Here is a 23,892-nt window from a genome sequence, read left to right as displayed (position 1 = left end):
GCCAGCTATGGTACAATTCGTAATGAAAGTTTTTGAGGAGGTTACACGATGGATCCAAAAAAAGACGATCAATCATCTGAAACAAAACCTTGGGACCAGTCGTTTGGGGACGACCGGGATGCTCAGGGTAACTTGTCACGGACTAAGCGTCATCGACAAAGCCATAATAACCGATTGATCACAATTATTTTAGTCGCTATTATCATTTTGATTGCTGTTGGGTCGTTAATATACGGTCTGGCGCGTCAAAGCGCGATGAACAAACCTGATAATTCAATGAGTGTTTCCAGTGAGCAGACGAGTTCGGTGAGTTCGACTCCCCGGAAGAAAGCAGCCAAATCTGCTTCTGAGAAGGCAGCTTCGTCCGCTTCTGTTAAAAAAGCCTCTGCTGACTCAGTGTCAAAAGCACGTAGTAGCAGTAAGGCAGCGGATACTAATCGCACCTCAGCTGAAGAGACCAAGGCTACTAGTAAATCGACAACGCCTAAGCAGTCGGCTACAACCACAAAGTCGGCTAAGTCGACTGCTTCTTCGTCCGGTTCAACTGCTGATTCGAAGTATGCCGTTGTTGAGCAAGGTCAAGGCCTTTATCGGGTAGCGGTGAACAACGGGATTTCAGTTGCACGATTGAAGCAGCTAAACCCTGGTCTTAATTCGCTAAGGCCAAACCAGAGGGTACGCGTCAAATAAGTTGATACAGGTGGATAAAATGTCAAAAAAAGAGTTACAAGTTGCAATTGATGGGCCAGCTTCTGCTGGTAAAAGTACGGTGGCGAAGAAGATCGCTCATCGGTTTCAATATGTTTATTGTGATACCGGTGCCATGTATCGAACGGTCACTTTAAAAGCAATGCAAGAGCACGTTCCCTTGGACGACGCGGCTGCATTAGCTGAGATGTTAAAAACAACTCAAATTGAGTTTAAACCAGGAAATCCCGAACAATTAGTTTTTCTTGATGGTCAGGAAGTGACGATGGCGATTCGCCAACCCGACGTGACCAATAACGTTTCAACCGTAGCCGCCCAGGGAACGGTTCGCAAGGATCTGACTGAGCGTCAACGTAAAATTGCTGATGCTGGTGGCATCGTGATGGATGGTCGGGATATTGGGACTTCTGTTTTGCCAAAAGCCGAAGTTAAGATTTTCTTGGTGGCCAGCGTTGAAGAACGGGCTCAGCGACGGTTTAAAGATAACGCTGAGAAGGGCATTCATACACCGATGGACGTGTTACGTGATGAAATTCAAACGCGGGATCATAAGGATTCAACGCGAGCCATTTCACCCTTAACACAAGCGGCGGATGCCATTCGATTGGACACCACATCATTGTCAATTGATGAGGTCGTGGACAAGATCAGCGACATAATTAGCAAAAAACAAAAAGAATTCGCATAAAAGTGCGTCATGCTACTGGTATTATTGTTAATTTTCGGATAAAATATAAGTTAGAGTTGTCACAAGGAGGAAAAGTTCGTATGAGTGAAAACAATAACAATGAGAACAACGATTTATTAAATGCTTTAAATAGCATTGAAACGGTGAATGTTGGTGATGTCGTTAAGGGTGAAGTATTGGCCATTGACGATGACAAACAAGCTATCGTTGGTATCGAAGGCACCGGTATCGAAGGTGTGGTACCACAAAAGGAACTTTCAACAAAGCCTGTTTCAGATATCAATGATGTCATTAAAGTTGGTGACACCCTTGATTTAGTTGTTATCTCAAAAATCGGTAATGACAAGGAAGGCGGCAGTTACTTGCTTTCTGTCCGTCGCCTCGAAGCCCGTAAAGTTTGGGACGAAATCCAAAAGAAGTACGAAGCTGGCGAAACAATCGAAGCACCTGTTACCCAAGTGGTAAAGGGTGGCTTAGTTGTTGACGCGGGCGTTCGTGGTTTCGTGCCTGCTTCAATGATCAGTGATCACTTCGTTGAAGATTTGAACCAATTTAAGGGTGAGACATTGACCTTTAAGATTATTGAAATCGAACCAAGTGAAAACCGTTTGATCTTGTCACACCGTGCATTGGTTGAACAAGAAAAGGCTGCTAAGCGTGAGGAAATCATGTCAACACTTACTGCCGGTGAAACGGTTGAAGGAAAAGTTGCCCGTTTAACTAACTTTGGTGCTTTCGTAGACCTTGGCGGTGTTGATGGGTTGGTTCACGTTTCTGAAATTGCTTACGAACGTGTGGAAAAACCTTCTGACGTATTGAAGGTTGGTCAAGATGTTAAGGTTAAAGTCTTATCTGTTGATCCTGACCGTAACCGGATTTCACTTTCAATCAAGCAAACCTTACCAGAACCTTGGGATGGCATCGAAGAAAAGGCACCAGAAGGTTCTGTTCTTGAAGGAACCGTTAAGCGTTTGACTAGTTTCGGTGCGTTTGTTGAAGTCTTCCCTGGTGTTGAAGGGTTAGTTCATATTTCACAAATCGCCCATGAACACATCGCCACTCCTAATGATGTGCTTTCTACTGGTGAAAAGGTTCAAGTGAAGGTTCTGGAAGTACATCCAGAAGCTCACCGTTTAGCACTTTCAATCAAAGCATTGAAAGAAAAGCCAGCTGGCCTTGAAGAACAAGAACAACATGAACAACCAAAGCAACGCGCCCCAAGAAAACAAGCTGCTCCTACTCAGATGTCTACGGACGATGACGATGCAGGCTTTACTTTAGGTGATTTGATTGGTGATCAGTTGAAGAATGCTCAAACTGATTCAGATTCAGATAACAAGTAATCTAATCAATGTTTCAAAACAGAAATTTTCATTAAATTAATTAAAATGTCATTTTGGAACGGAATGCCAGTTTCAAGATGACATTTTTGTTGTGATTTGACCTTTTAACTTAGAGACAGAAAAGAGGGATGTTGTATGAGTATGCCAACAATTGCCATTGTCGGCCGACCAAACGTTGGAAAATCCACTATTTTTAACCGGATCGCCGGCGACCGGATTTCAATCGTTGAAGATACCCCGGGTGTGACCCGAGATCGTATTTACGCTCACGGCGAATGGCTGGGAACCACGTTCAGTATGATTGATACTGGTGGTATCGATATGGGTGATGAACCATTCTTAAAACAAATTACGCAACAAGCTGAGGTGGCCATTGATGAAGCTGACGTGATTGTTTTCGTGGTCAGTGTCAAAGAAGGGATTACCGATGCTGATGATAAAGTCGCCAAGATTCTTTATCGGGCGGATAAACCCGTGGTGCTAGCTGTTAATAAAGCTGATAACCCTGAATTACGTCAGGATATCTACGACTTTTATTCACTTGGATTTGGTGATCCGTATCCAATTTCTGGCGCCCATGGTTTAGGACTCGGTGATCTGCTGGATGCGGTCATTAAGGCTTTTCCGGATAAAACCGGTCAAGTTGATGACGACAGTATTCGCTTTAGCTTAATTGGCCGACCAAACGTTGGTAAATCATCACTGGTAAACGCTTTGCTGGGTGAGGATCGGGTAATTGTTTCTGAAATTGCTGGGACCACTCGTGACGCCATTGATACGAAGTTCGTTGCTGATAGTACCGAATTTACCATGGTTGATACTGCCGGGATTCGAAAACGTGGTAAGGTGTATGAAAACACTGAGCGTTATAGTGTGATGCGGGCGATGAAGGCCATCGATAATTCTGACGTTGTTTTGTTTGTGCTGAATGCTGAAGAGGGCATTCGGGAACAAGATAAGCGGGTTGCGGGATACGCCCATGAAGCTGGTCGGGGAATCATCATCGTGGTAAACAAGTGGGATACCTTGAAGAAAAATAATCAAACCTTGCACGACTTTGAAGTCCATGTGAGAGAAGAATTCCAGTATCTGGCCTATGCACCAATCGTATTTGTATCAGCTAAAACCCATCAACGGTTGGGTGAATTACCAGCTATGATCAAGACAGTTGCTGGTAACCATGCTAAACGCATCCAGTCATCGACCTTGAATGAAGTGGTTATGGACGCAATCGCCATGAACCCGACACCCAATGACAATGGGCGTCGATTACGGGTTTATTACGCTACTCAGGTTGCCATTCAGCCGCCAACTTTTGTGTTGTTCGTGAATGATCCGGATTTGATGCATTTTTCATACGAACGTTATCTGGAAAATCAGATTCGAGAACACTTCGATTTTTCTGGTACACCGATTCATTTGATCGAACGTCATCGAAAGTAGGCTGAATACTGATTGGGCCTGATTTCCGCTCATTTTTCAGTCTTGTACGTAAAAAATCGCCTTTTTGACATAATTATCGCCTAGAAACTGTAAAAAACCTTGCTATGATAGGCTTTGTGTGCTATCTTGGAAACAGAAATGATACGGAATGCCGTTATTATTTCAGTGGCCTGATTGACTTGTTGATCGGCTAGATGAGATGACTTTGTACTCATCATATATAATCCAAGGAGGCGAATCATTCATGGCAAATAAAGCACAACTTGTTAACGATGTCGCAGCTGCAACCGGCTTAACTAAGAAGGATGCAACTGCTGCAGTCGATGCAGTATTTGACTCAGTCCAAGCAACTTTGGCTAAAGGCGAAAAGGTACAATTAATCGGCTTTGGTAACTTCGAAGTTCGCGAACGTGCAGCTCGTAAGGGCCGTAACCCACAAACGGGTGCCGAAATTCAAATTCCTGCAAGCAAAGTACCAGCATTTAAGCCTGGTAAAGCTTTGAAGGACGCTGTTAAATAATTTATTATTGACGGTGGAGCCAATCCGATGAGGGTTGGCTTTTTTAATGGGCTAGATTTTAGCAATCGTCTGCAGGTCACTTGCTTGTTTGCCTGTTCTTAAAGTGATAATATTTAGTTTCATGAATGAACGAAACGGAGGGTCTAAATGAGTTATTCACAGCAAGCCCTTGACCAGCTAGAACACGGTCAATTGGATGAATTTAAAAAAACTTATGCCAGTGCATTGCGTCATGATGATGACGATACGCTTTATAGCCTGGCAGAGGAACTCTATTCACTGGGTTTTTTGAACCAGTCCAGACGAATTTACGAGAATTTACTGAAACGTTATCCCGAGGAAGATGATTTGCGGGTTAATTTGGCAGATGTCTTAATTGATGATGACAAAAACGACGAAGCTTTGACACTTTTGAATGAGGTTGCTTCGGATTCACCAGCTTACGTCCGTTCTTTGATGGTTGCGGCTGATTTATATCAAACCCAAGAACTGTTCGAGGTCAGTGAACAGAAGCTATTAGAGGCAATGAAACTGGCGCCTGATGAACCAGCGATTCAATTTGCACTAGCTGAGTTGTATTTTGTCATGCGTGAATTTAAAAAAGCCATCCCACTGTACCTGGGCTTGATTAAGCAAGGAATCCCTGATTTCAGCTCAGTTAATTTGGTCGAACGAATCGGCGTGGCTTATGCCAATGCGGGTCGCTTTGAGCAGGCAATCGGCTATTTAAAACAAATTCACTCCGGCGATATGACGCCAGATGTGAAGTTTGAAACGGCCTTTACTTATTTACAGTTGAAGGATTACAAACCAGCGATTACGCTGTTTGAAGAATTAAAGGATACCGATCCGCATTATACCAGTCTTTATCCGTACCTCGGTCAAGCGTTGGTGGCGGAAAATCGGTTAGATGAGGCTTTAAAGGTCCTCCAAGAGGGCTTGGGTGTTGACCAGTACAATGAAAAGCTATGGTCCTACGCTGCAGACATCGCGGCTAGAGTGGAAGATGAAGACCTGACTGAGACTTATCTGAAGAAGGGGCACGAACTGGATCCCGATGATCTGGATATTGTCATTAAGCTATCCAACCTCTACGTCAAACAGGGACGGTTCCAAGAGACGGTGACCTTTTTAGCGGACTACGTGGGTCAGGATAACGTGGATCCGCAGCTCTACTGGAACTTGGCAGTCTCCTATGTTCGATTGGAGAAGTATGATCAAGCTGACAGGTACTACCAGGCAGCAGCACCGTACTTTATGGATCAGGCTGACTTTTTAAAACCAGCTGTTTATTTCTTCCGTGAAATGGGGGAGCGTGATCAGATGATGACGCTGTTGAAAGCCTACGTTAAGGTGGTTCCCGACGATGCTGAAATGGCTGAGATGCTGGAAAGTGAAGAAGAAAACGACCTTTAGATTAAAAAGCTCACCAAGCAAATACTTGGTGAGTTTTTTGATGTTTTGAGGTGACGGCAATTGCACTCTTGTTTGATTAGCAGGACAAACCCTTTTATTTTTGAGCTATTATGGTAGTCTTATGGAGAGAAGAAAAAATAATTTGTTCTAGGAGTAGGACGATTTTCGAGGGAGCGTATTAAGATGAATGAAACAAAACAGCATTATAAAATGTATAAGAGTGGCCGGTCATGGATTTTTGCCGCTATTACAATGGTAACTATTGGGATTGGCGGTCTGATGGGGTCTCAAGTGAGTGCCGCTGCTGATGACACAGTACCGGTTGCTACTGCTGTGAAGTCAAATCTTGCTGACAACACTCAGGCAAGTAATTCCGTGACAGCTAACAATATTGATAACTCAGGAAACACTGATAACAGCAGTCAAGCAACTGATGTGGCCACAGATGGTTCAGAGCAGGCAGCTTCTGAGAGCAATCAAACTGAAAAACAAGCCGATGAACCCGTTGCTGCTACAGTAGTGACTTCTCAGCCAAAGGCAGCCGACCAGGGATCAGTTGCTGCTACAAGTGCCACTCAGTGGACTAGTACCGCGCAAGTTAGTTTGCCAGGTGCAGCTTGGAACAAAGGCGATAATACACTGGTTGCCGGTGCTAATTCTGATGCTGTCGTTACCAGTCAAGCTGGCTTAGATGTCAAGAATGCTAGCAATTTCAATATTGATTATAATGTTACTAACACCAGTAATGAACCTAGTCGCATTCAACCAGATTTCTTGTTTCCTAAGTTTTTTAATGAATCGACTTCGGCGTTAGTTAACGATAATTTTAACTTGCAAGATTTGATGGGCAGTCAACCGGGTTTGAATTACACCTTTTCTGTCAAACCGGGTGAATATCTTTCATATAATGATCTTCTAGTCAATTACCCTGATTTCAAACCAAGTCAGCTATTGGGAATCTACGTTCAGGGAAGTTCATTTGTGGGTAACGCCAGTTATACGCTGTCAGTTCCGTTGACGATTGCTAATGCAGGTAGTCTGGATACCGCATCACCCGAAAATGATTTTGAAGCCGATATTTATAATTTTAATTTACAGCAGGGTACTGCTGCTAACATTTCAACACTGGAATTTAAGCTTGTTAAAAATACGGCTACCACTATCCAATATTTGGATGAAGATGAAAATAACAAGTTAGTCCAAACGATTCCTTTGAGTGGTATGGAGGGGGAGTCAACAGATTATACAGTGTCCGCACCAGCAAACTATGATTTAAAGTCCGGGACGCCAACCCAGGGAACCTACAATTTTGTTGCTGGTGAAAATCCCAGTGTCATTGTTTATCTGACCCATCAAGTTAAGATGACTACTGAGACAACCAATCGAATCGTTAATTACTACATCGAAGGCACAACTACTGCGTTGAAACAGGCGACTACTCAAACGATTAATTGGGTCGTCAAAACGGATCGTGTGGCTGGCGATAGTTACGCCACCGCGCAAGGGGCTTATTCCTTTGTTTCTGCACCACAAATTGACGGTTATACGGCGACTAGTTCGGGTGCACCAGCAACTTACCCGGCGCCTATTGCAGCCAGCGAGTTAGCAGATTCCACAGCTACAATTTACTATCAGCCGAACGCAGTAGTTGGTCCTAATGGTGGTCAAGATAATGGTGGTACGGTTAGTGATACTGAGAACAGTAACACTGACACTGACACGACTGCCGATACTGGCGCAGGTCAAAATTCAGATCGCACTGACACTATTTCTATTACAAACGATAGTATCAGCACAAGTGGTAATGGGGATACAGTAAATCAGAGTCAGACCCCTGACAGTCAGCAATCAACTCAGAACGATGGGACAACTAACACTTCTCGTCAAGGAAGCGGTGTAGCCTCAACTAGAATTGAAGGGGCTACTACTGGAAACAGCAATTCAAAATCCGGTAAAGTCGTACTTGCAGATTCGACAAGCCGAACAGGTACTCAGAAATTGCCACAAACCAGTGAAGTAAACTCGAAAACTGGCGCATTGATGGGCGTTATTATGCTTAGTATTTTGAGTGTTTTAGGGTTGGCTAAACGACGCAAACCAGAATCAAAGTAAAATTAATAGATCATACAAGAAGTAGAAGAGCGTTATTCAGCGATGGATAATGCTTTTTAGTTAACTAAAATAAATAAAAAGTTACTTTAACTTATAAAACAACAATAAAAAACACGCCACTAACCAGCGTGTTTAAAGAGATGACGATTAGGTCGGGCATAAGTGAAACCCTCACCAATGGCCTCATTAACGTCAAAGATCGTCATAAAGGCATTTTCATCAAGCTCGCCAACTAACATCTGCAATTCGTGCAGTTCGCTTGGGCTAACAACGATATAGAGCATTGGTCGATCCTGGTGGGAGTAGCCGCCTTCACCGTGAAGAATACTGACTCCACGTTCCATGACGGTCATGACTTGGTCAACAATTTCTTGTGACTTTGAGCTGACGATGAGAACACCCTTGGCCGCGTAAGTACCGCTTAAGATGAAGTTTACCAAACGAGAAAATACGTAGGAATAAAGTAACGTATAAGCCATGTGGCGAATATCAATGTAAACCAAAGAAAAGAAGAGGACTAAAATATCTAGCCATAGCAGTGTTTGGCCCATTGGCACACCACGAAACCGCTCGAAAATTCGGGCGATAATATCCGTCCCACCAGTGGTCCCACCGTATCGGTAAACCAGCCCGCTGCCAGCACCACCCGTAATACCAGCACCGATAGCTGCTAAGAATAAATCGTGGTGTAAATCAATGCTGATGGGGACTTGCTGCCAGATCCATAGAAAAACGGACAGCATGAATGTCCCATATAAGGTATAAATGATCGCCCGTTTACCAAGAAAACGGTAACCAAATATGATCAGCGGAATGTTGATGATAACCGTAGAGTAGGCGGGATTAAAATTAAAGACGCCTTTTAAAATCAAAGTGACCCCGCTAATGCCACCATCTGCAAGCTGGTTGGCAATGTTAAATTTAATTAGCGCAAACGCATACGCGGCAGCACCAATAGCAATCATCAGCAGATCAAATAGGCGTACCCGTTCTTCAACCTTATTAGTCAAACTCGTTCCCTCCAATTCAGGTTATCCGTACAGTAGTTTCCTCTAATTATCATAGCATATTCGACTGAAGTTCAGTTGGTTATACTAGTGATATCTGGTAAACTTGAATAGACTGAAAATTAGAAGTTGAAGCATAACTCAGATAAAGGGTCGATTAAAATGAAAATTGAAACACTACCTGAAGAATTTATTAAAGCACGGCCAATTATTGACACCATTGAGGCTGCGGGCTACGCGGCCTACTATGTTGGTGGCTCTGTTCGTGATACGTTATTAGGATTGCCAATTCACGATGTGGATATTGCGACCAGCGCGTACCCTGAAGAGGTTAAGGCGCTATTTAAGCGGACAGTAGATACTGGTATTGAGCATGGTACCGTTATGATTTTGGATCACGGTACCGGCTACGAAACCACTACTTTTCGAACGGAATCTGGGTATCAAGACTACCGTCGACCAGATTCAGTTAAATTTGTCAGGTCGTTAAAAGAAGACTTGAACAGGCGAGATTTCACCATCAACGCACTGGCGCTAAAAACCGATGGCACCATTATTGATTATTTTGATGGTCTGACTGATTTAGCTGAACACCGGATCAAGGCAGTTGGTGACCCCGAAAAACGGTTTAACGAGGACGCTTTGCGTATGATGCGTGCGGTTCGGTTTGCGAGTCAATTGAATTTTGAAATTGATCCTGAAACGATTGAAGGCATTAAGCACCATGGCCCATTATTAACTAAGATTGCGGTGGAACGAATTCATGTCGAATTTGTGAAAATGCTGTTAGGACAATGGCCAAGCAAGGGACTTGACGTCTTTATGGCGACGGGGTTATACCAATATTGTCCGGACTTTAAGGCCTACCAGGAACAGTTGAATCATCTGCGCGATCAGTTAAAGCGTGGACTAAGCAACGAGACCGCGGTCTGGACTTTGCTGGCGTCTGTATTTGATTTATCTTGGAAACAGGTGAATCAGTTATTAAAGGATTGGAAGTCAGCTAATCAATTAATTGAGGACGTTCAGGTTGCAACCCAAGCCGTTTCGGCAATTTCAAACCATTCGGTTGACGACTGGTTACTTTACCAGACTGGCAGCGAACTGCTGACCATCGCAAATGAAGTGGCTCAACAGCTGGATGTATTTGCATATGAAACACCTGATTTACTCAACAGATATCAGGTTCTCCAGATTCATTCTAAGAAGGAACTGGCGGTTTCTGGCCAAGACTTGATGTCAGCGGGAATCAAGCCGGGTCCACAGTTGGGACAAGCGCTCAGTTTTCTGGAGCGTCAGGTCGTCGAAAACCATCTGAATAATCAGACTCAAGAGCTACTAAGTGCAGCAATTAAATTTCTAAACGAGAAAGCGTGACCAAATGCAAACATTAAGAGCAGAGGGATTGACCCGAACATATGGCGAAAAAACGTTGTTTGATCAGGTTGATTTCATTATTAACGAAAGTGACCGAATTGGTTTGATTGGGACTAATGGGAGTGGTAAGACCAGTCTGCTTAATACCTTGGCGGGTCTGGCACAGTATTCCGGTGACATTATCACGCCTAACGACTATTCCATTGCATATTTAACGCAAGACCCAGAATTTGATGATCAGCAAACAATTATGGATGCTGTCTTTTCTGGCTCACAAAAGGTTTTTAAAATCATTCGCCATTATGAAGATACGTTAGCCGCTTACAGCGATGATCCCGAAGATCAAAAGAAACAGCAGCGGTATATGGATGCTGAGGCTCAAATGAATGAAGCTGATGCCTGGAATGCTGAAAGTGACGTTAAAACCATTCTCACTCAGTTGCATATCACGGATTTAACCCAGCAAATGGGGACATTATCTGGTGGTCAGCGCAAGCGGGTTGGCTTGGCCCAAGTGTTAATTCAAGCACCTGACCTTTTATTGCTTGATGAACCCACCAACCACTTGGATTTTGATTCCATTGATTGGCTGGAAAATTACTTAGCTAATTATAAGGGTGCATTACTCGTCGTTACCCATGACCGGTATTTCTTGGACCAGGTTGCAAATCATATTTGGGAGCTGTCCTTTGGTCGACTGTTCCACTACGATGGTAATTACCAAGATTACGTTGGCCAAAAAGCAGAACGGGTAGAGCAGGAAGCTAACGCTGATCACAAGCAGCAACAGCTTTATAAGCAGGAGCTGGCATGGATGAAAGCTGGTGCCCATGCACGTTCGACCAAGCAACAAGCACGAATCAACCGATTCAATAAAATTAAGGATAATATGGGTACCACACCAACCGAGCAGGATGTGTCAATCGATTTAGGCCAAGCCAGGTTGGGCAAACAAGTGATTGAATTAAAGGACGCTAACCTTAAATTAGACGAGCATTTGATTTTGAAGGATTTCAGCCTTTTAATTCAGGCTGGTGACCGAATTGGAATTTCGGGTGAAAATGGCGCCGGAAAATCTTCACTGTTGAACGTTATGGCCCAACGGCTACCATTGGACTCGGGTACCGTCACAATTGGTGAAACGGTCAAAATGGCCTATTACACCCAACGAACTGAACCCATTCCAGATGACAAACGAATCATTAACTACCTCAGTGAGGTTGGTAATAATGTTACCGATAAAGACGGTCATTCTGTCTCAGTTTCAGAACTGCTGGAACAGTTCTTGTTTCCAAGGTTCATGCACGGCACCTTGATCCGCAAGTTATCTGGTGGTGAAAAACGGCGGTTGTACTTACTCAAGTTATTGATGGAACAACCGAATGTTTTGTTCTTAGATGAACCAACCAATGATTTAGATATCTCTACACTAACGGTGCTGGAAGACTATATTAATCATTTTAACGGCACCGTTATCACTGTGTCTCATGACCGTTACTTCTTGGATAAAGTTGCTGATAAGCTGCTGATTTTTGATGGCAACGGAAAAATTGATCGCTATAGCGGTTTATTTACCGACTATTTAGCCAGTCAAAAAAAGGGGCAGTCAGACAGCAAGAAGGCGGCCCCTAAGCCTAAGAGTGAACCAGCTGCCCCCGCTAAGCAGGAGAAAACTAAGCTTACCTACAAGGAACAACTCGAGTGGGATGGCATTGAGGACGAAATTGACGCTTTGGAAAATAAAAAAGCCGATTTGCAGTCAAAAATGAACCAAAATGGCGATAATTATGATAAATTAGCTACATTACAAGCTGATTTTGAAGCAGCCGACCATGAGTTGGATGAAAAAATGGCGCGGTGGGACTACTTAAGTCAGTACGTTGAATAAGGAATGGGAGTGTTTTTTCAATGCTTGAGGACGCGTATTTAAATTTGGAACGGTACGTTTTAGAAAATGGTCACCGCAAGTCTGATCGGACTGGCACTGGAACAATCAGTGTTTTTGGCTATCAGATGCGCTTTGATCTGAGTAAAGGATTTCCGTTATTGACTACCAAGAAAGTGCCTTTTGGGTTAATTAAAAGTGAACTCCTGTGGTTCTTGCATGGTGATACGAATATTCAGTTTTTGCTGAAGCATCATAATCATATTTGGGACGAATGGGCGTTCAAGAACTTTGTTGAGTCAGCCGACTATCATGGCCCAGACATGACCGATTTTGGCCGTCGTTCATTGGTTGATGAGGCCTTCAATGAAACTTACAAGAAAGAAAAGAAAGGCTTCTGTCAGCGAATCGTTGAAGATGACGCGTTTGCTGCTAAGTATGGCTCACTGGGTAACGTCTACGGGGCACAGTGGCGCGCCTGGAAGACCAGTAAGGGCGAAACGATCGACCAACTGGGACAAGTTATTGAAACACTTAAAACGCATCCTGATTCACGGCGTATGATTGTTTCAGCATGGAACCCTGAAGATGTGCCTGGCATGGCGATTCCACCCTGTCACACGATGTTCCAGTTCTACGTCAACGATGGCAAATTAAGCTGTCAATTATATCAACGTTCAGCTGATATTTTTCTTGGTGTGCCATTTAACATTGCTAGCTATGCTTTGTTGACAAATCTGATTGCCAAGGAAGTTGGCCTGGAACCCGGTGATTTTGTTCACACCTTTGGCGATGCTCATATTTACAGTAATCATCTTGAACAGGTGAAGACCCAGCTTTCAAGAACGCCAGTTGATGCGCCTAAGCTGGTTTTAAACCCTGAAAAATCCAGTATCTTTGATTATGATATGGATGATATCAGTGTGACTAATTACCACCCGGCACCTGCCATCAAGGCGCCAGTCGCGGTATAGGAGTGATGTCATGATATTTATCTGGGCAGAAGACCAGCAACATGCGATTGGGCATAAGGGACAGTTACCTTGGCATTTACCAGCTGATATGGCTTTTTTTAAGCAACACACAATTGGTAATACGCTGATTTCCGGTTCGCGGACGTTTGCTAGTTACAAGAAGCCGTTACCACACCGAAAAAACATCGTCTTGACCAGTCGCACTCACACTGATTTTCCCAGTGGTGTTGAAGTTCTACACAGCGCTGAGGAAGTCGTTGAATATGAGCAAGAACACCCCGATGAGACAGTGATCATCAGCGGGGGTGCGCGGGTGTTTAAGAGCCTGCTTCCGTACGTTGATACCTTGCTACGGACACGGGTGCTGCACACGTTTGAGGCGGATACCTACATGCCAGAAATTGATTATAATCAATTTAAATTAATTGAATCTACAACTCACCAACCAGACGAAAAAAATCAGTATGGGTTAATCTTTGAGCGTTGGCAACGACGCTGAAGATAGCGTTTATAAAAAATCACTTAGTGCCTTAATTGGACTAAGTGATTTTTAATATGGGTGGAAATTATTTATGTAATTCCCATAATATGAGACTCTCTGCAAGATACTACAACTCAAAATTTATTTCAGCCTCATTATTTATTTATTGAATCCTTTAGACATAGGCTTTAAACGATATGAGTTACGGTTATCATTTTAATTAATCATTAGAAAATAAAAAATAATTGTTGACGAATTATGAGTATCCGATTATAGTGGCATTATTCACCAAGGAAAATAAATTCAGACAGGAGGTTACATCTTATGAAAAATTCAATTATTCAAATCGTTAACGTAACCTCTGTTCGTCAGAATTTAGTCTTATTATTAAAAACCAAGGACGCAACTCTTAGCTAGTAGTTTATCTACTAATTAAACTAAGTTGAGCCCTTATTTCTGCGTTTTTAATGATGAGGGCTTGATGATCAAATTCTGATTGCAAAACCTCATTCATTAAATTGAATGAGGTTTTTTATTGTTCTGGTACGAGGAGGGAAGTCAGCCAGGCAAACGGCAACATACATACAACACATATTTTAAATTGGGAAAGTGGGAGAGACTTATGAAGAAAAAAATGATCAAACGCATTACAGGAATCGCAGCTATTGCCATGTCAGCAGCAATCTTTGCTGGCTGTTCAACCGCCAAAACAACTAGTCAAGGCAACGACCAAACAGGTAGTACCGTTAAAATTGGGGTCAACATGGAACTATCCGGTGCAGCTGCTGGTTACGGTAACCAAATGAAACAGGGGATCCAGATGGCAACTAAGGAGATTAACAGCAAGGGTGGCGTTAACGTTAACGGCAAAAAGAAGAAGATCAAACTGATTATCAAAGATAATAAGACGTCAACCAGTACTTCTGCATCCGTTGCCGCTCAACTCGCTAATAACGACAAGGTCAATGCCATCATTGGGACTGCGACCACCAACGCCGGTACTGCCGCAATTCCTAACGAAACTAAGGCTAAGGTACCAGCACTGAGTCCATCCGCAACGGATCCAAACTTCACACTGCAAAAGAACGGCAAGGCTCAGCCATATGTCTTCCGGGCATGTTACCAAAATAATTTCCAAGGTGGTACCGCTGCAAAGTTCATGACAAATAATTTGAAAGCTAAGCGCGTGGCAATTCTTGGTGATAATTCAACTGATTACGGTACTGGGTTGGCCAAATCATTCAAGAAACAATTCACGGGTAAAGTTGTTGATACCCAGTACTTCTCAGCTGGTGACAAAGACTTTAACGCCATCTTGACTTCATTCAAGAACAAGAAGGTTGATGCCATCTATGCACCAGGTTATTACTCAGAAATAGGTCTGATCATCAAACAGGCTCGTCAAATTGGTATGAACGTTCCAATCGTTGGTTCTGATGGTATGGCTGATGCCAAACTGGTTCAAATTGCTGGTGCCAAGAACGCTTCAAACATTTACTACACCACACCATTTTCAAAGACGGTCGCAGAAAAGAATCCAACTGCTGTTAAATTTATGAAGGCGTACAAAGCACGTTATCATGCTGATGCACCAACCTTCTCAGCATTGGCATACGATTCAACTTACATGATCAAACAAGCCATTGAAAGCCAAAAATCAGCTAACTCCGTTAAGATCACCAAGGGCTTGACTCAAATCAAGAATTTCGATGGTGTTACTGGTAAGATCACAATTGATAGCCACCATGATGCCAGCAAGCCAATTGCCGTTGAGCACTTGAACAATGGTAAAGTTGTTGGTTCAACACAGATTAAGTAATTAGAGATTGAGCTTCCCAACTAGGGGGCTCTCGTGAACAAACCACGCTGTTTGCTGACGAGAGTTCCTCAGCTGGAATGCTCCGTACATAAAGGAGGGTGACACCTTGACAACTGTCTTTCAACAACTGATAAACGGCCTGTCGCTGGGCAGTATCTACGCCCTGCTGGCACTGGGCTACACCATGGTTTACGGCATTATAAAATTGATTAACTTCGCTCACGGTGACATTTACATGTTAGGTGCCTTTTGGGGCTACTACACGATTAATTTCTGGCATTTTAATTTTATTTTTGCACTGTTATCCGCGATGGTCGTTTGTGCAGCAGCTGGCGTTGTGATTGAATACTTTGCTTATCGACCACTGCGACACGCACCACGAATTACAGCTCTCATTACAGCCATCGGGGTCTCGTACTTCTTGGAAAATGGGATGTCGTACCTGTATGGTGCTGACACCCGCAACTTTCCGCAAGTCATCAAGCAGGTCAATTACGATCTTTGGGGCGTTCGGGTCTCCAACATTCAAATTCTGATCCTAGTCACGGCTTGCTTATTGATGGTACTGCTGCAATTAATTATCAAGAAAACGAAAATGGGTCGGGCGATGCGAGCAGTTTCGGTGGATCCTGATGCTGCTGAATTGGTCGGGATTAACATCAACCGAACAATTTCGTTCACGTTTGCATTAGGGTCTTCGATGGCTGGTGCAGCTGGTGTTTTGATCGGGCTGTATTACAACTCGATCGATCCGCTTATGGGAATGACCCCAGGAATCAAAGCTTTCGTTGCCGCCGTGGTTGGTGGTATCGGATCAGTTCCAGGGGCATCACTTGGTGGTTTCTTGATCGGTTTGCTGGAAACTGCAGTTCAATCTTTGGGCTTTTCAGCTTACAAGGATGCTGCGGTTTACCTTGTTCTGATCATTATCCTTTTGGTGCTGCCAGCAGGTATTTTCGGCAAAAACGTCAAAGAAAAGGTTTAGGTGATTATTTTGAAAGCAAACTTAAAATACAATATTTGCTGGCTCATTTTGATGGTCGCTGGCTTTTACCTGATGAATGCCTTGATCTTAGTTGGCGTCATTGATTCATTTCTGGAGAACATGGTAGTGACCATTGGCATCAATATCATCCTGGCTGTCGGCTTGAACTTAGTCATTGGTTTCGCCGGTCAGTTTTCACTGGGTCACGCTGGTTTTATGGCTGTGGGCGCTTACGCAACGTCAATCATGATCAGTAAGACACCAACGGCTGGTGTATTTTATCTCTCCATTATTGTCGGTGTGATCATTGCGATTATTGCCGCACTGATCGTGGGTATCCCAACGTTGCGTCTCCGGGGAGATTATCTAGCCATCGCGACCATGGGTGCAGCTGAAATTATTCGGATCATTATCAACAATATGAAAATGACTAATGGGCCATCGGGGATGTTCAACATTCCGCAATTTGCAACTTGGCCTGTGGTATACATCATGGTCTGTGTGACGACGATCATCGTCGTGAACTTTATCCACAGTCGGGGTGGTCGCGCGGCATTGGCCGTTCGTGAAGACGAGATTGCTGCCGACTCAATGGGAATCAACGTTTTTAAGTGGAAACTGGCAGCTTTCGTTATTGGTGCTGCTACTGCGGCGGTTGCAGGCTCAATGCAGGCCTCTTATGTCCAGACAATTGCGCCGAATAATTTCAATATTATGGAATCCATTGCCATCCTGATTATCGTTGTGCTTGGTGGCGTTGGGAGTATCACTGGCAGTTTCGTAGCCGCCACCATCTTAGGTATCGTTGACGCGGCATTGCAAAGTTTTGGTGCATTACGCATGGTGATTTACGCGTTGGTGCTGATTTTAATTATGATTTTCAAACCATCCGGAATTATGGGTGCCAAGGAACTATCGTTTAAACGCTTGTTCAATCCAAAGAGTAGGAAGGCGGGTGCCAAGTCATGACAACATTGCTAAACGTTGAAGATTTGATCAAAAACTTTGGCGGGTTAACCGCTGTTTCTGATGTGAATATGCACCTGAATGATGACGAACTGGTTGCGCTGATTGGACCTAATGGGGCGGGCAAAACCACTCTGTTTAATTTACTGACGGGCGTGATTGTTCCTAGTTCTGGTTCAATTACTTTTCGTGGCAGTGACGGTTTGATTCCACTCAACGGAATGAAGGCATACAAAATTGCCAACTTGGGCATGGCTAGAACGTTTCAAAATATCCGGCTTTTTAAGGAACTAACCGTTTTGGATAATGTTCTAATCGCGATGACTGCTAACTACCGGGAGAATTTTGTTCAATCCGTTTTCCGCTTGCCGAAGTTTTACAAAACTGAAGCACGGATCCGCCAAGAAGCAATTGAGCTCCTAAAAATTTTTGATATGCAAGATGATTTAGACCAGTTAGCTAAAAATCTGCCATACGGTACTCAAAGGCGATTGGAAATTGTGCGTGGGTTGGCGACAAAACCTAAAATTCTGTTTCTAGATGAGCCTGCAGCGGGGATGAACCCAGAAGAAACCGCCGATTTGACGCGCTTAATTCAGCAAGTTCAGCATGATTTCCACATTACGGTTTTGTTGATTGAGCACGATATGTCATTGGTGATGAACCTCGCATCTCGAATTTACGTGCTGGATCACGGTTCACTGTTAGCAGAAGGCACACCTAAAGAAATTCAGAATAACGATGCCGTTATCAAAGCATACTTGGGTGAGGAGGCGTAAGCATGGTCATGCTTGAAGTGAAAGATCTCGCCGTCAACTATGGTGTGATCAATGCAGTGAAAGGTGTTAGTTTCAACATACACGAGGGCGAAATTGTTTCCTTGATTGGCGCTAACGGTGCTGGAAAAACAACAATTTTAAAGACGATTTCGGGGTTGCTTAAGCCCGTTGCTGGTGCCATTACCTATGAGGGTAACGAAATTCAGAAACAAAAAGCCCCCAAAATCGTGGCTGCCGGTATCTCTCAGGTACCCGAAGGACGCCATATTTTTCCAGGAATGTCGGTTCGAGAAAACTTACAAATGGGTGCTTTTCTGCAAAATAACCGCTCCGAGATTGAGAGCAGTTTTGAAACGGTGTATTCACGATTTCCCGTACTCAAAGAACGGATTAATCAGGATGCCGCCACACTTTCCGGTGGTGAACAGCAAATGCTGGCTATGGGACGAGCGCTCATGTCGAAGCCTAAGCTGTTACTGTTAGACGAGCCTTCCATGGGACTGGCACCCATTTTTATTAACGAAATATTTGATATTGTCAAAACAATCAAAGAACAAGGGACAACTGTCCTGTTGATCGAACAAAACGCCAAAAAAGCCCTTTCGATTGCCGATCGCGGTTATGTTCTGGCTAGTGGTCAGGTCAAAATGACGGGAACTGGTCAGGAATTACTGGCTAACAAAGACGTGCAAAAAGCATACCTAGGGGGTTAGATAATGAGTGTTGCGGATTATATGACGGATAAAGTGATCACTGTGTCACCAGATACCAAAATTAACGTGGCAATTAACGTCATGAAGGATAATCAAATTCATCGCTTACCAGTTATTGACGGTAGCCGGTTAGTTGGTTTAGTGACGGAAGGAACCATTAGAGAGGCGTCACCATCCAAAGCGACGAGCCTTTCAATCTATGAGGTGAATTACCTCTTTAATAAGATGACGGTCAGCGACATCATGGAAAAAGAGGTTAAAACGATTTCGAAAGATGCTCAGCTAGAAGATGCCATTTCCACGATGCGCCACCACGACATTGGCGTTTTACCAGTCATGGACGGGCAGCAAGTTGTCGGCATTATTACCACGAATGACATTCTTGATGGTTTCTTGGATATCACGGATTATTTTGTTGACGCGACGGTTGTTCAGGTCATGATTGAACACAATCGCACCGGTGTCATTTATGACATTGGTAAGATCATGGCGGATAATGGCTTTAACATCCAAACGCTGATTGTGACTCGAAATCTGGGGCCAATCATGATTGAAATGCACGTGGACAAAACAGATAGCACCGCTGTCAAACAAGCGTTAGAAGCGGCTGGTTATTCGGTTCGGTTAGTAACTAGTCAGAAAGTAAATTAACATAATAAAACGGCGATAAATTCTCGGTTGAGGATTTATCGCCGTTTGGTATTTATTAAGCGTATAGCAGGATTGAGAAATACATGAGGATGGTACCTAGTAGAACAAACAAGTGCCAAATGACGTGGCCAAATTTAATCCCCTTGAAGCTATAAATCAGAGCGCCAACGGTAAAGGCAACGCCACCTAAGACTAACAGGGTGAAGCCGCGAACGCCGAGGCCATAAAACAGTTGCTTGAATCCTAAAACGCAAAACCAGCCCATGATGACGTAGATTAACGTGGACAGTTTTTGAAATTTACCCAGCCAAAGGCATTTGTAGATGACGCCCAAAATCGCCATTGCCCAGATGACGCCGAAGATGACCCAGCCCAAGGCCCCCTTAATGACTACCAGACAATAGGGGGTATACGTTCCCGCAATCAGTAAGTAAATGGCGCAGTGATCGAAGATTTGAAACAAATGGCTGGCACGGGTGAAATATAGGCTATGAAAAAGGGTTGATGCTAGGTAAAAAATCACCAGAAGTGAACCATAGATGGTATAAGCCGTGATCCTCATCGCGCCACCCTTGTGAACACCACGAATGATCAGTAAGACCAAACCGGCGATGCTCAGGCCAACGCCGATACCATGGGTGACTGAGTTAAGAACTTCATTAACTATTTGATATTTTCGTGACTCTTTCGGCTTGGAATTGAGGTGTTTGGATTGAATCATGGAAAATCCTCCTTGACGAAAATTTTAAATGAACCAGCATGAATGGTTCGAAAACATTCTCCAAAATATGCTGTAAGCAAGCGCTTTAACGCCTTGTTACACTGTGGTGCTTCTGCTATACTATTATCGAATCGTTTTCATGCGCTGAAATTAATTGTAGCATGAAAACACCTACAATGGGGAAGAAAGCGTGGTTATAATCAATCATGGCAACTGTTAAAATCGTCACGGATTCATCTGCTGGATTAACAGATGAAGAAGTTGAAAAATATCATATTACTATCGTACCTTTAACGGTTATGATCGATGATGTGGTTTATGTTGAGCGCCACACCATTACTAACGAAGAATTTATTGATAAGATGGAACATTCTAAAACGTTCCCAAAGACGAGTCAGCCACCACTGGGTGATTTTATTAAAGTTTTTGATGAACTGGGTGCTGATGGCAGCCAGATCGTGTGTCTGAATATGCTGGAAGCAATTAGTGGTACTGTCCACACGGCTGAACAAGCCGCTAAAATTTCCAAATCTGACGTTACCGTTGTCGATAGCGGGACCACCGACCGGGCGTTGGCTTTTCAGTGTATTGAAGCTGCCAAATTGGCCGAAAAGGGTGCCTCTGCTGATGAAATCGTGGCTGCTACTAAAAAGGTTCAGTCTAATACCCGACTTTTCATGGGTGTTATGACGCTGAACAATCTGGTCAAGGGTGGCCGGATCAACCGTATGACTGGTGCCATCAGTTCATTGCTTAACATCAAGATTGTTTTGCAGGTTGGTGACGGTCAGTTGAATATCCGGACAAAGGGTCGTGGCATGAAGACCATTGAGAAGTTTTATGATAAGGTTTACGAACAGATGAAGAATACACCGAATATTAAGGCTATTGGGATTTCACACGTTCACGCTGAAGGCATGGTGGACGAAATTTTAAAGCACCTTCAGCCAATGTTCCCAAACATTGACATCTTAGTCCGGGAAACGGTGCCAATCATCGCGACGCATGGTGGTCCAGGTGCCTTTGCGTTAGTCTACTATTTTGATGACTAACTCAAACAAAAAAATTTAATCAAAATTTATTACCATAGTAGGATTAAGCTGTATAAAATAAATGAGATGGCCAATGACCATCTCATTTATTATTTGTTACCGAATTAAAGGGGTTTTGATATGCATCGCTTATTAAAATGGGTTTCAGCAATATTGATTTTGATCGTTATTATTGGTGGTGGCTGGTTTTGGTACCAATATCAGCAGGATCCTAAGAATACTCAACAGAATAAACCACTTGTAATGAAGACGGTTCGGGTAGTCGGGGTTGGCGATTCACTGACTCAAGGCATTGGTTACGATGATGATCATCAGGGCTATTTGCCGATATTGAAGCAGCAGTTAAGCCAAGATTATGACGTGAAGCCTAAAACCGCTAATTTTGGTATCGGTGGCGAACGCAGTGATCAGATTGACCGTAGAGTGCAAACAAACCAAAAATTGCGGCGTGCTTTGCGCCGTGCCAACGTCATCGCGATTACGGCTGGCGGTAATGATTTGTTGCAATCCTTAGAGAAAAACATTACGGTAAATAGTAACGCGCAGATGACCCAGAAAATGACACCGCTCAAAACTAAGTACCAACAGAAATTAACTCAGTTGATCGCTGATGTTCACGAGGTTAATCCCCGTGCTCAGATTTATTTATTTGGCATCTACAACCCGGTATACGTGTACTTTACCAATGCCACAATGATCAGCACTGCGGTCAATCAGTGGAATCAGGTTAATCAGCAAGTTGCAGCAAGCCAACCGAAGACGCATTTTGTGAACGTGAATCGCGCGCTTTCTCACGGTCAATATCAATCCGCAAATGCGCAGGCTAAACTTAAAGAAGAAAATCAGCAAAATAATCAGGACTTTGTGGATCCCGGTAAGGTCCAAACCTTACTGCAAACACAAGATAGTAAGGAAAAGAACGCTTACTTGTCCACCGAAGATCATTTTCACCCCAATAAAAAGGGTTATCATGTGATGGCATCCAAACTCGGTCAAGCCATTCAAAGCAGCGTTAACTGGCCGAAACGATAAAGATAGATTTTGAGGTGATGTTTTGAACACAGAAAGTCGGCAACAAAAAGGGACAGCCAAAAAGAGCATTAACCCGTGGAAGTGGGCGTTTATTGCCTTAGTGGCAATCCTATTGGTTGGTGCAGGGACCGTGGGGATTAAACTTTTCTCGGGTTCGAAAACTAATGTGACGCAAACTAGCACGCCGGTTTCAGCAGCGGACTTTAACGTCAGGTTGAACAAAAAGCAGCTTAACGCAATGGCTGCCTATTATTTGAATCAGTATCAGAACCAGTCTAAACAAAAGGTTAACTATCAGTTTGAAGTTCACGATGATGCTGTGCTAACGGGGCAAACGCAGTTGCTAGGACTGCCAGTGAACTTTGGCTTGTCGTTGACGCCGAAAGTATTAACGAATGGCAATGTTCAGTTAAAAGCCAAAAAGTTAGCTGTCGGACAATTAAATGTTCCCGTCAGTGCGGTTTTAAGTTATATTAAAGCGCAGTATAATTTACCGAAGTGGGTTGAACTCAACGTCCACCAAAAAACGATTACCATGAACTTACAGCGATTTAGAACTAATGGCGTGCAGTATCGTGCTGAAAAAATCGACATGAATGGCGCCGGTCAGTTCGAGTTTAAAGTGTTGATCCCCAAGCCGAAATCATAGAGGAGTGATCATCCGTGAGACAGAGTTTTTATCAATTTTTAATGACCCAGCGTAATCCAGAAGATTATGAACCGGTTGCTGAGTTCGCCAATAACGCGTTTTATGATCAGGCCTTCCCAAAACAGGAGACCCAATTTGATGTCCTATCCAAATATTTGGAGGAAAATGCCAGCTATTTACCGTCCATGACGGTTTTTGATCAGGCTTGGCAAATGTATTTGGAGCAGGATTAATTTCAGATTTACATCGTTACTATTTAGCTTGTAGTCAGAAATCATACTTGCTACAGGTGATGAGAACAGAGGCGCACGTATAAGCAATGGATAATGAAACAAACAAAGAACTTTATCAACACTTATTTGGTCGTGGCTGGGCGTGGGCGATGCTGAAAAAGGTTGCTCTTGATGAGTTAATCAAGCGGTCCGATTATGGCGACAGTGAAGCGACCAGCTACCTGCGACTATATACCAGTAAAATGAACGTGCCGAAACGGCCAAAGTTGGTTATTAAATATAAGTTCATCCATTAATTTTCATTCATTTATTCCAAAAGCAAGCATTCGCTTAATGAA

24 protein-coding genes are annotated in these 23,892 nt (G+C 43.5%); 22 read left to right on the top strand and 2 right to left on the bottom strand.

Annotated features, from left to right (window positions below; all coding sequences use genetic code 11):
• Positions 1 to 48: 48 nt before the first annotated feature.
• The 7 genes from HC026_RS02700 to HC026_RS02670 all read left to right on the top strand — a co-directional run bounded on the left by HC026_RS02700 (position 49) and on the right by HC026_RS02670 (position 8,230).
• Positions 49 to 690: a LysM peptidoglycan-binding domain-containing protein gene (locus HC026_RS02700; RefSeq protein ID WP_168924439.1), complete on the top strand. Its 642-nt coding sequence runs from the start codon at positions 49 to 51 to the stop codon at positions 688 to 690.
• A 19-nt stretch (positions 691 to 709) separates the two neighbouring features.
• Positions 710 to 1,396, top strand: a complete 687-nt coding sequence (gene cmk / locus HC026_RS02695; RefSeq protein WP_168924438.1) for a (d)CMP kinase — start codon at positions 710 to 712, stop codon at positions 1,394 to 1,396.
• 80 nt (positions 1,397 to 1,476) lie between these two features.
• Complete coding sequence (rpsA, locus tag HC026_RS02690) at positions 1,477 to 2,739, top strand: 30S ribosomal protein S1 (protein WP_168924437.1); 1,263 nt, start codon at positions 1,477 to 1,479, stop codon at positions 2,737 to 2,739.
• Positions 2,740 to 2,874: 135 nt separating this feature from the next.
• Positions 2,875 to 4,182: a ribosome biogenesis GTPase Der gene (der, locus tag HC026_RS02685; RefSeq protein WP_168924436.1), complete on the top strand. Its 1,308-nt coding sequence runs from the start codon at positions 2,875 to 2,877 to the stop codon at positions 4,180 to 4,182.
• A gap of 244 nt (positions 4,183 to 4,426) precedes the next feature.
• The gene (locus HC026_RS02680) at positions 4,427 to 4,702 is read left to right on the top strand and encodes an HU family DNA-binding protein (protein WP_054655222.1); all 276 of its coding nucleotides are present in this window, start codon (positions 4,427 to 4,429) and stop codon (positions 4,700 to 4,702) included.
• Between the two features lie 147 nt (positions 4,703 to 4,849).
• On the top strand, positions 4,850 to 6,118 hold the full coding sequence (locus tag HC026_RS02675) for a tetratricopeptide repeat protein (RefSeq protein WP_168924435.1): 1,269 nt from the start codon (positions 4,850 to 4,852) through the stop codon (positions 6,116 to 6,118).
• 183 nt (positions 6,119 to 6,301) lie between these two features.
• Complete coding sequence (locus tag HC026_RS02670; RefSeq protein ID WP_168924473.1) at positions 6,302 to 8,230, top strand: KxYKxGKxW signal peptide domain-containing protein; 1,929 nt, start codon at positions 6,302 to 6,304, stop codon at positions 8,228 to 8,230.
• A gap of 119 nt (positions 8,231 to 8,349) precedes the next feature.
• Here HC026_RS02670 and HC026_RS02665 read toward each other — a convergent pair whose 3' ends face one another.
• A complete protein-coding gene (locus tag HC026_RS02665; RefSeq protein ID WP_408640970.1) occupies positions 8,350 to 9,240 on the bottom strand; it encodes a YitT family protein in 891 nt (296 codons plus the stop codon).
• 159 nt (positions 9,241 to 9,399) lie between these two features.
• On the opposite strand from HC026_RS02665, the gene HC026_RS02660 reads away from it, so the two are divergent.
• The 10 genes from HC026_RS02660 (at position 9,400) to HC026_RS02615 (ending at position 19,867) form a co-directional block, all read left to right on the top strand.
• Complete coding sequence (locus HC026_RS02660) at positions 9,400 to 10,614, top strand: CCA tRNA nucleotidyltransferase (protein WP_168924434.1); 1,215 nt, start codon at positions 9,400 to 9,402, stop codon at positions 10,612 to 10,614.
• Between the two features lie 4 nt (positions 10,615 to 10,618).
• Entirely contained in the window at positions 10,619 to 12,502 is a 1,884-nt protein-coding gene (locus HC026_RS02655; protein WP_168924433.1) for an ABC-F family ATP-binding cassette domain-containing protein, read from the top strand.
• 20 nt (positions 12,503 to 12,522) lie between these two features.
• Entirely contained in the window at positions 12,523 to 13,473 is a 951-nt protein-coding gene (locus tag HC026_RS02650; protein WP_168924432.1) for a thymidylate synthase, read from the top strand.
• A gap of 10 nt (positions 13,474 to 13,483) precedes the next feature.
• Positions 13,484 to 13,972, top strand: coding sequence for a dihydrofolate reductase (locus tag HC026_RS02645; protein ID WP_168924431.1), 489 nt, complete (start codon positions 13,484 to 13,486; stop codon positions 13,970 to 13,972).
• A gap of 604 nt (positions 13,973 to 14,576) precedes the next feature.
• A complete protein-coding gene (locus HC026_RS02640) occupies positions 14,577 to 15,773 on the top strand; it encodes an ABC transporter substrate-binding protein (RefSeq protein WP_168924430.1) in 1,197 nt (398 codons plus the stop codon).
• A 106-nt stretch (positions 15,774 to 15,879) separates the two neighbouring features.
• Entirely contained in the window at positions 15,880 to 16,758 is an 879-nt protein-coding gene (locus HC026_RS02635; protein ID WP_168924429.1) for a branched-chain amino acid ABC transporter permease, read from the top strand.
• A gap of 51 nt (positions 16,759 to 16,809) precedes the next feature.
• On the top strand, positions 16,810 to 17,727 hold the full coding sequence (locus HC026_RS02630) for a branched-chain amino acid ABC transporter permease (protein WP_408640972.1): 918 nt from the start codon (positions 16,810 to 16,812) through the stop codon (positions 17,725 to 17,727).
• Positions 17,724 to 18,503 carry an ABC transporter ATP-binding protein gene (locus HC026_RS02625; protein ID WP_168924427.1) on the top strand — a complete coding sequence of 260 codons (780 nt, stop codon included), beginning with the start codon at positions 17,724 to 17,726 and terminating at the stop codon, positions 18,501 to 18,503. Before HC026_RS02630 ends, HC026_RS02625 begins: the two co-directional genes overlap by 4 nt.
• Positions 18,504 to 18,505: 2 nt before the next feature.
• Positions 18,506 to 19,216 (top strand): ABC transporter ATP-binding protein, encoded by a 711-nt coding sequence (locus HC026_RS02620; protein ID WP_168924426.1) that lies wholly within the window; start codon positions 18,506 to 18,508, stop codon positions 19,214 to 19,216.
• A gap of 3 nt (positions 19,217 to 19,219) precedes the next feature.
• Positions 19,220 to 19,867 carry a CBS and ACT domain-containing protein gene (locus HC026_RS02615; protein ID WP_168924425.1) on the top strand — a complete coding sequence of 216 codons (648 nt, stop codon included), beginning with the start codon at positions 19,220 to 19,222 and terminating at the stop codon, positions 19,865 to 19,867.
• A 55-nt stretch (positions 19,868 to 19,922) separates the two neighbouring features.
• Here HC026_RS02615 and trhA read toward each other — a convergent pair whose 3' ends face one another.
• Positions 19,923 to 20,588, bottom strand: a complete 666-nt coding sequence (gene trhA, locus HC026_RS02610; protein ID WP_168924424.1) for a PAQR family membrane homeostasis protein TrhA — start codon at positions 20,586 to 20,588, stop codon at positions 19,923 to 19,925.
• Between the two features lie 206 nt (positions 20,589 to 20,794).
• On the opposite strand from trhA, the gene HC026_RS02605 reads away from it, so the two are divergent.
• The 5 genes from HC026_RS02605 to HC026_RS02585 all read left to right on the top strand — a co-directional run bounded on the left by HC026_RS02605 (position 20,795) and on the right by HC026_RS02585 (position 23,850).
• On the top strand, positions 20,795 to 21,640 hold the full coding sequence (locus HC026_RS02605) for a DegV family protein (protein WP_168924423.1): 846 nt from the start codon (positions 20,795 to 20,797) through the stop codon (positions 21,638 to 21,640).
• A gap of 120 nt (positions 21,641 to 21,760) precedes the next feature.
• On the top strand, positions 21,761 to 22,672 hold the full coding sequence (locus HC026_RS02600; RefSeq protein ID WP_168924422.1) for a GDSL-type esterase/lipase family protein: 912 nt from the start codon (positions 21,761 to 21,763) through the stop codon (positions 22,670 to 22,672).
• A 22-nt stretch (positions 22,673 to 22,694) separates the two neighbouring features.
• On the top strand, positions 22,695 to 23,321 hold the full coding sequence (locus tag HC026_RS02595; protein ID WP_211089380.1) for a YpmS family protein: 627 nt from the start codon (positions 22,695 to 22,697) through the stop codon (positions 23,319 to 23,321).
• Between the two features lie 14 nt (positions 23,322 to 23,335).
• Complete coding sequence (locus tag HC026_RS02590; RefSeq protein ID WP_168924421.1) at positions 23,336 to 23,554, top strand: YozE family protein; 219 nt, start codon at positions 23,336 to 23,338, stop codon at positions 23,552 to 23,554.
• 86 nt (positions 23,555 to 23,640) lie between these two features.
• Positions 23,641 to 23,850 carry a hypothetical protein gene (locus HC026_RS02585; RefSeq protein ID WP_168924420.1) on the top strand — a complete coding sequence of 70 codons (210 nt, stop codon included), beginning with the start codon at positions 23,641 to 23,643 and terminating at the stop codon, positions 23,848 to 23,850.
• Positions 23,851 to 23,892: the final 42 nt, after the last annotated feature.

This window comes from Secundilactobacillus angelensis, from assembly GCF_012641075.1.
Taxonomy (GTDB): domain Bacteria; phylum Bacillota; class Bacilli; order Lactobacillales; family Lactobacillaceae; genus Secundilactobacillus; species Secundilactobacillus angelensis.
This window is presented reverse-complemented; position numbering and strand designations above follow the sequence as displayed.

Excerpts from the sequence above, each read along its gene's own strand:
- cmk (WP_168924438.1), top strand. The coding sequence starts at position 710 with ATGTCAAAAAAAGAGTTACAAGTTGCAATTGATGGGCCAGCTTCTGCT.
- HC026_RS02700 (WP_168924439.1), top strand. The coding sequence starts at position 49 with ATGGATCCAAAAAAAGACGATCAATCATCTGAAACAAAACCTTGGGAC.
- der (WP_168924436.1), top strand. The coding sequence starts at position 2,875 with ATGAGTATGCCAACAATTGCCATTGTCGGCCGACCAAACGTTGGAAAA.
- HC026_RS02600 (WP_168924422.1), top strand. The coding sequence starts at position 21,761 with ATGCATCGCTTATTAAAATGGGTTTCAGCAATATTGATTTTGATCGTT.
- HC026_RS02615 (WP_168924425.1), top strand. The coding sequence starts at position 19,220 with ATGAGTGTTGCGGATTATATGACGGATAAAGTGATCACTGTGTCACCA.
- HC026_RS02630 (WP_408640972.1), top strand. The coding sequence starts at position 16,810 with ATGGTCGCTGGCTTTTACCTGATGAATGCCTTGATCTTAGTTGGCGTC.
- HC026_RS02660 (WP_168924434.1), top strand. The coding sequence starts at position 9,400 with ATGAAAATTGAAACACTACCTGAAGAATTTATTAAAGCACGGCCAATT.
- HC026_RS02605 (WP_168924423.1), top strand. The coding sequence starts at position 20,795 with ATGGCAACTGTTAAAATCGTCACGGATTCATCTGCTGGATTAACAGAT.
- trhA (WP_168924424.1), bottom strand. The coding sequence starts at position 20,588 with ATGATTCAATCCAAACACCTCAATTCCAAGCCGAAAGAGTCACGAAAA.
- HC026_RS02625 (WP_168924427.1), top strand. The coding sequence starts at position 17,724 with ATGACAACATTGCTAAACGTTGAAGATTTGATCAAAAACTTTGGCGGG.
- rpsA (WP_168924437.1), top strand. The coding sequence starts at position 1,477 with ATGAGTGAAAACAATAACAATGAGAACAACGATTTATTAAATGCTTTA.
- HC026_RS02645 (WP_168924431.1), top strand. The coding sequence starts at position 13,484 with ATGATATTTATCTGGGCAGAAGACCAGCAACATGCGATTGGGCATAAG.
- HC026_RS02650 (WP_168924432.1), top strand. The coding sequence starts at position 12,523 with ATGCTTGAGGACGCGTATTTAAATTTGGAACGGTACGTTTTAGAAAAT.
- HC026_RS02640 (WP_168924430.1), top strand. The coding sequence starts at position 14,577 with ATGAAGAAAAAAATGATCAAACGCATTACAGGAATCGCAGCTATTGCC.
- HC026_RS02680 (WP_054655222.1), top strand. The coding sequence starts at position 4,427 with ATGGCAAATAAAGCACAACTTGTTAACGATGTCGCAGCTGCAACCGGC.
- HC026_RS02670 (WP_168924473.1), top strand. The coding sequence starts at position 6,302 with ATGAATGAAACAAAACAGCATTATAAAATGTATAAGAGTGGCCGGTCA.
- HC026_RS02585 (WP_168924420.1), top strand. The coding sequence starts at position 23,641 with ATGGATAATGAAACAAACAAAGAACTTTATCAACACTTATTTGGTCGT.
- HC026_RS02675 (WP_168924435.1), top strand. The coding sequence starts at position 4,850 with ATGAGTTATTCACAGCAAGCCCTTGACCAGCTAGAACACGGTCAATTG.
- HC026_RS02655 (WP_168924433.1), top strand. The coding sequence starts at position 10,619 with ATGCAAACATTAAGAGCAGAGGGATTGACCCGAACATATGGCGAAAAA.
- HC026_RS02620 (WP_168924426.1), top strand. The coding sequence starts at position 18,506 with ATGGTCATGCTTGAAGTGAAAGATCTCGCCGTCAACTATGGTGTGATC.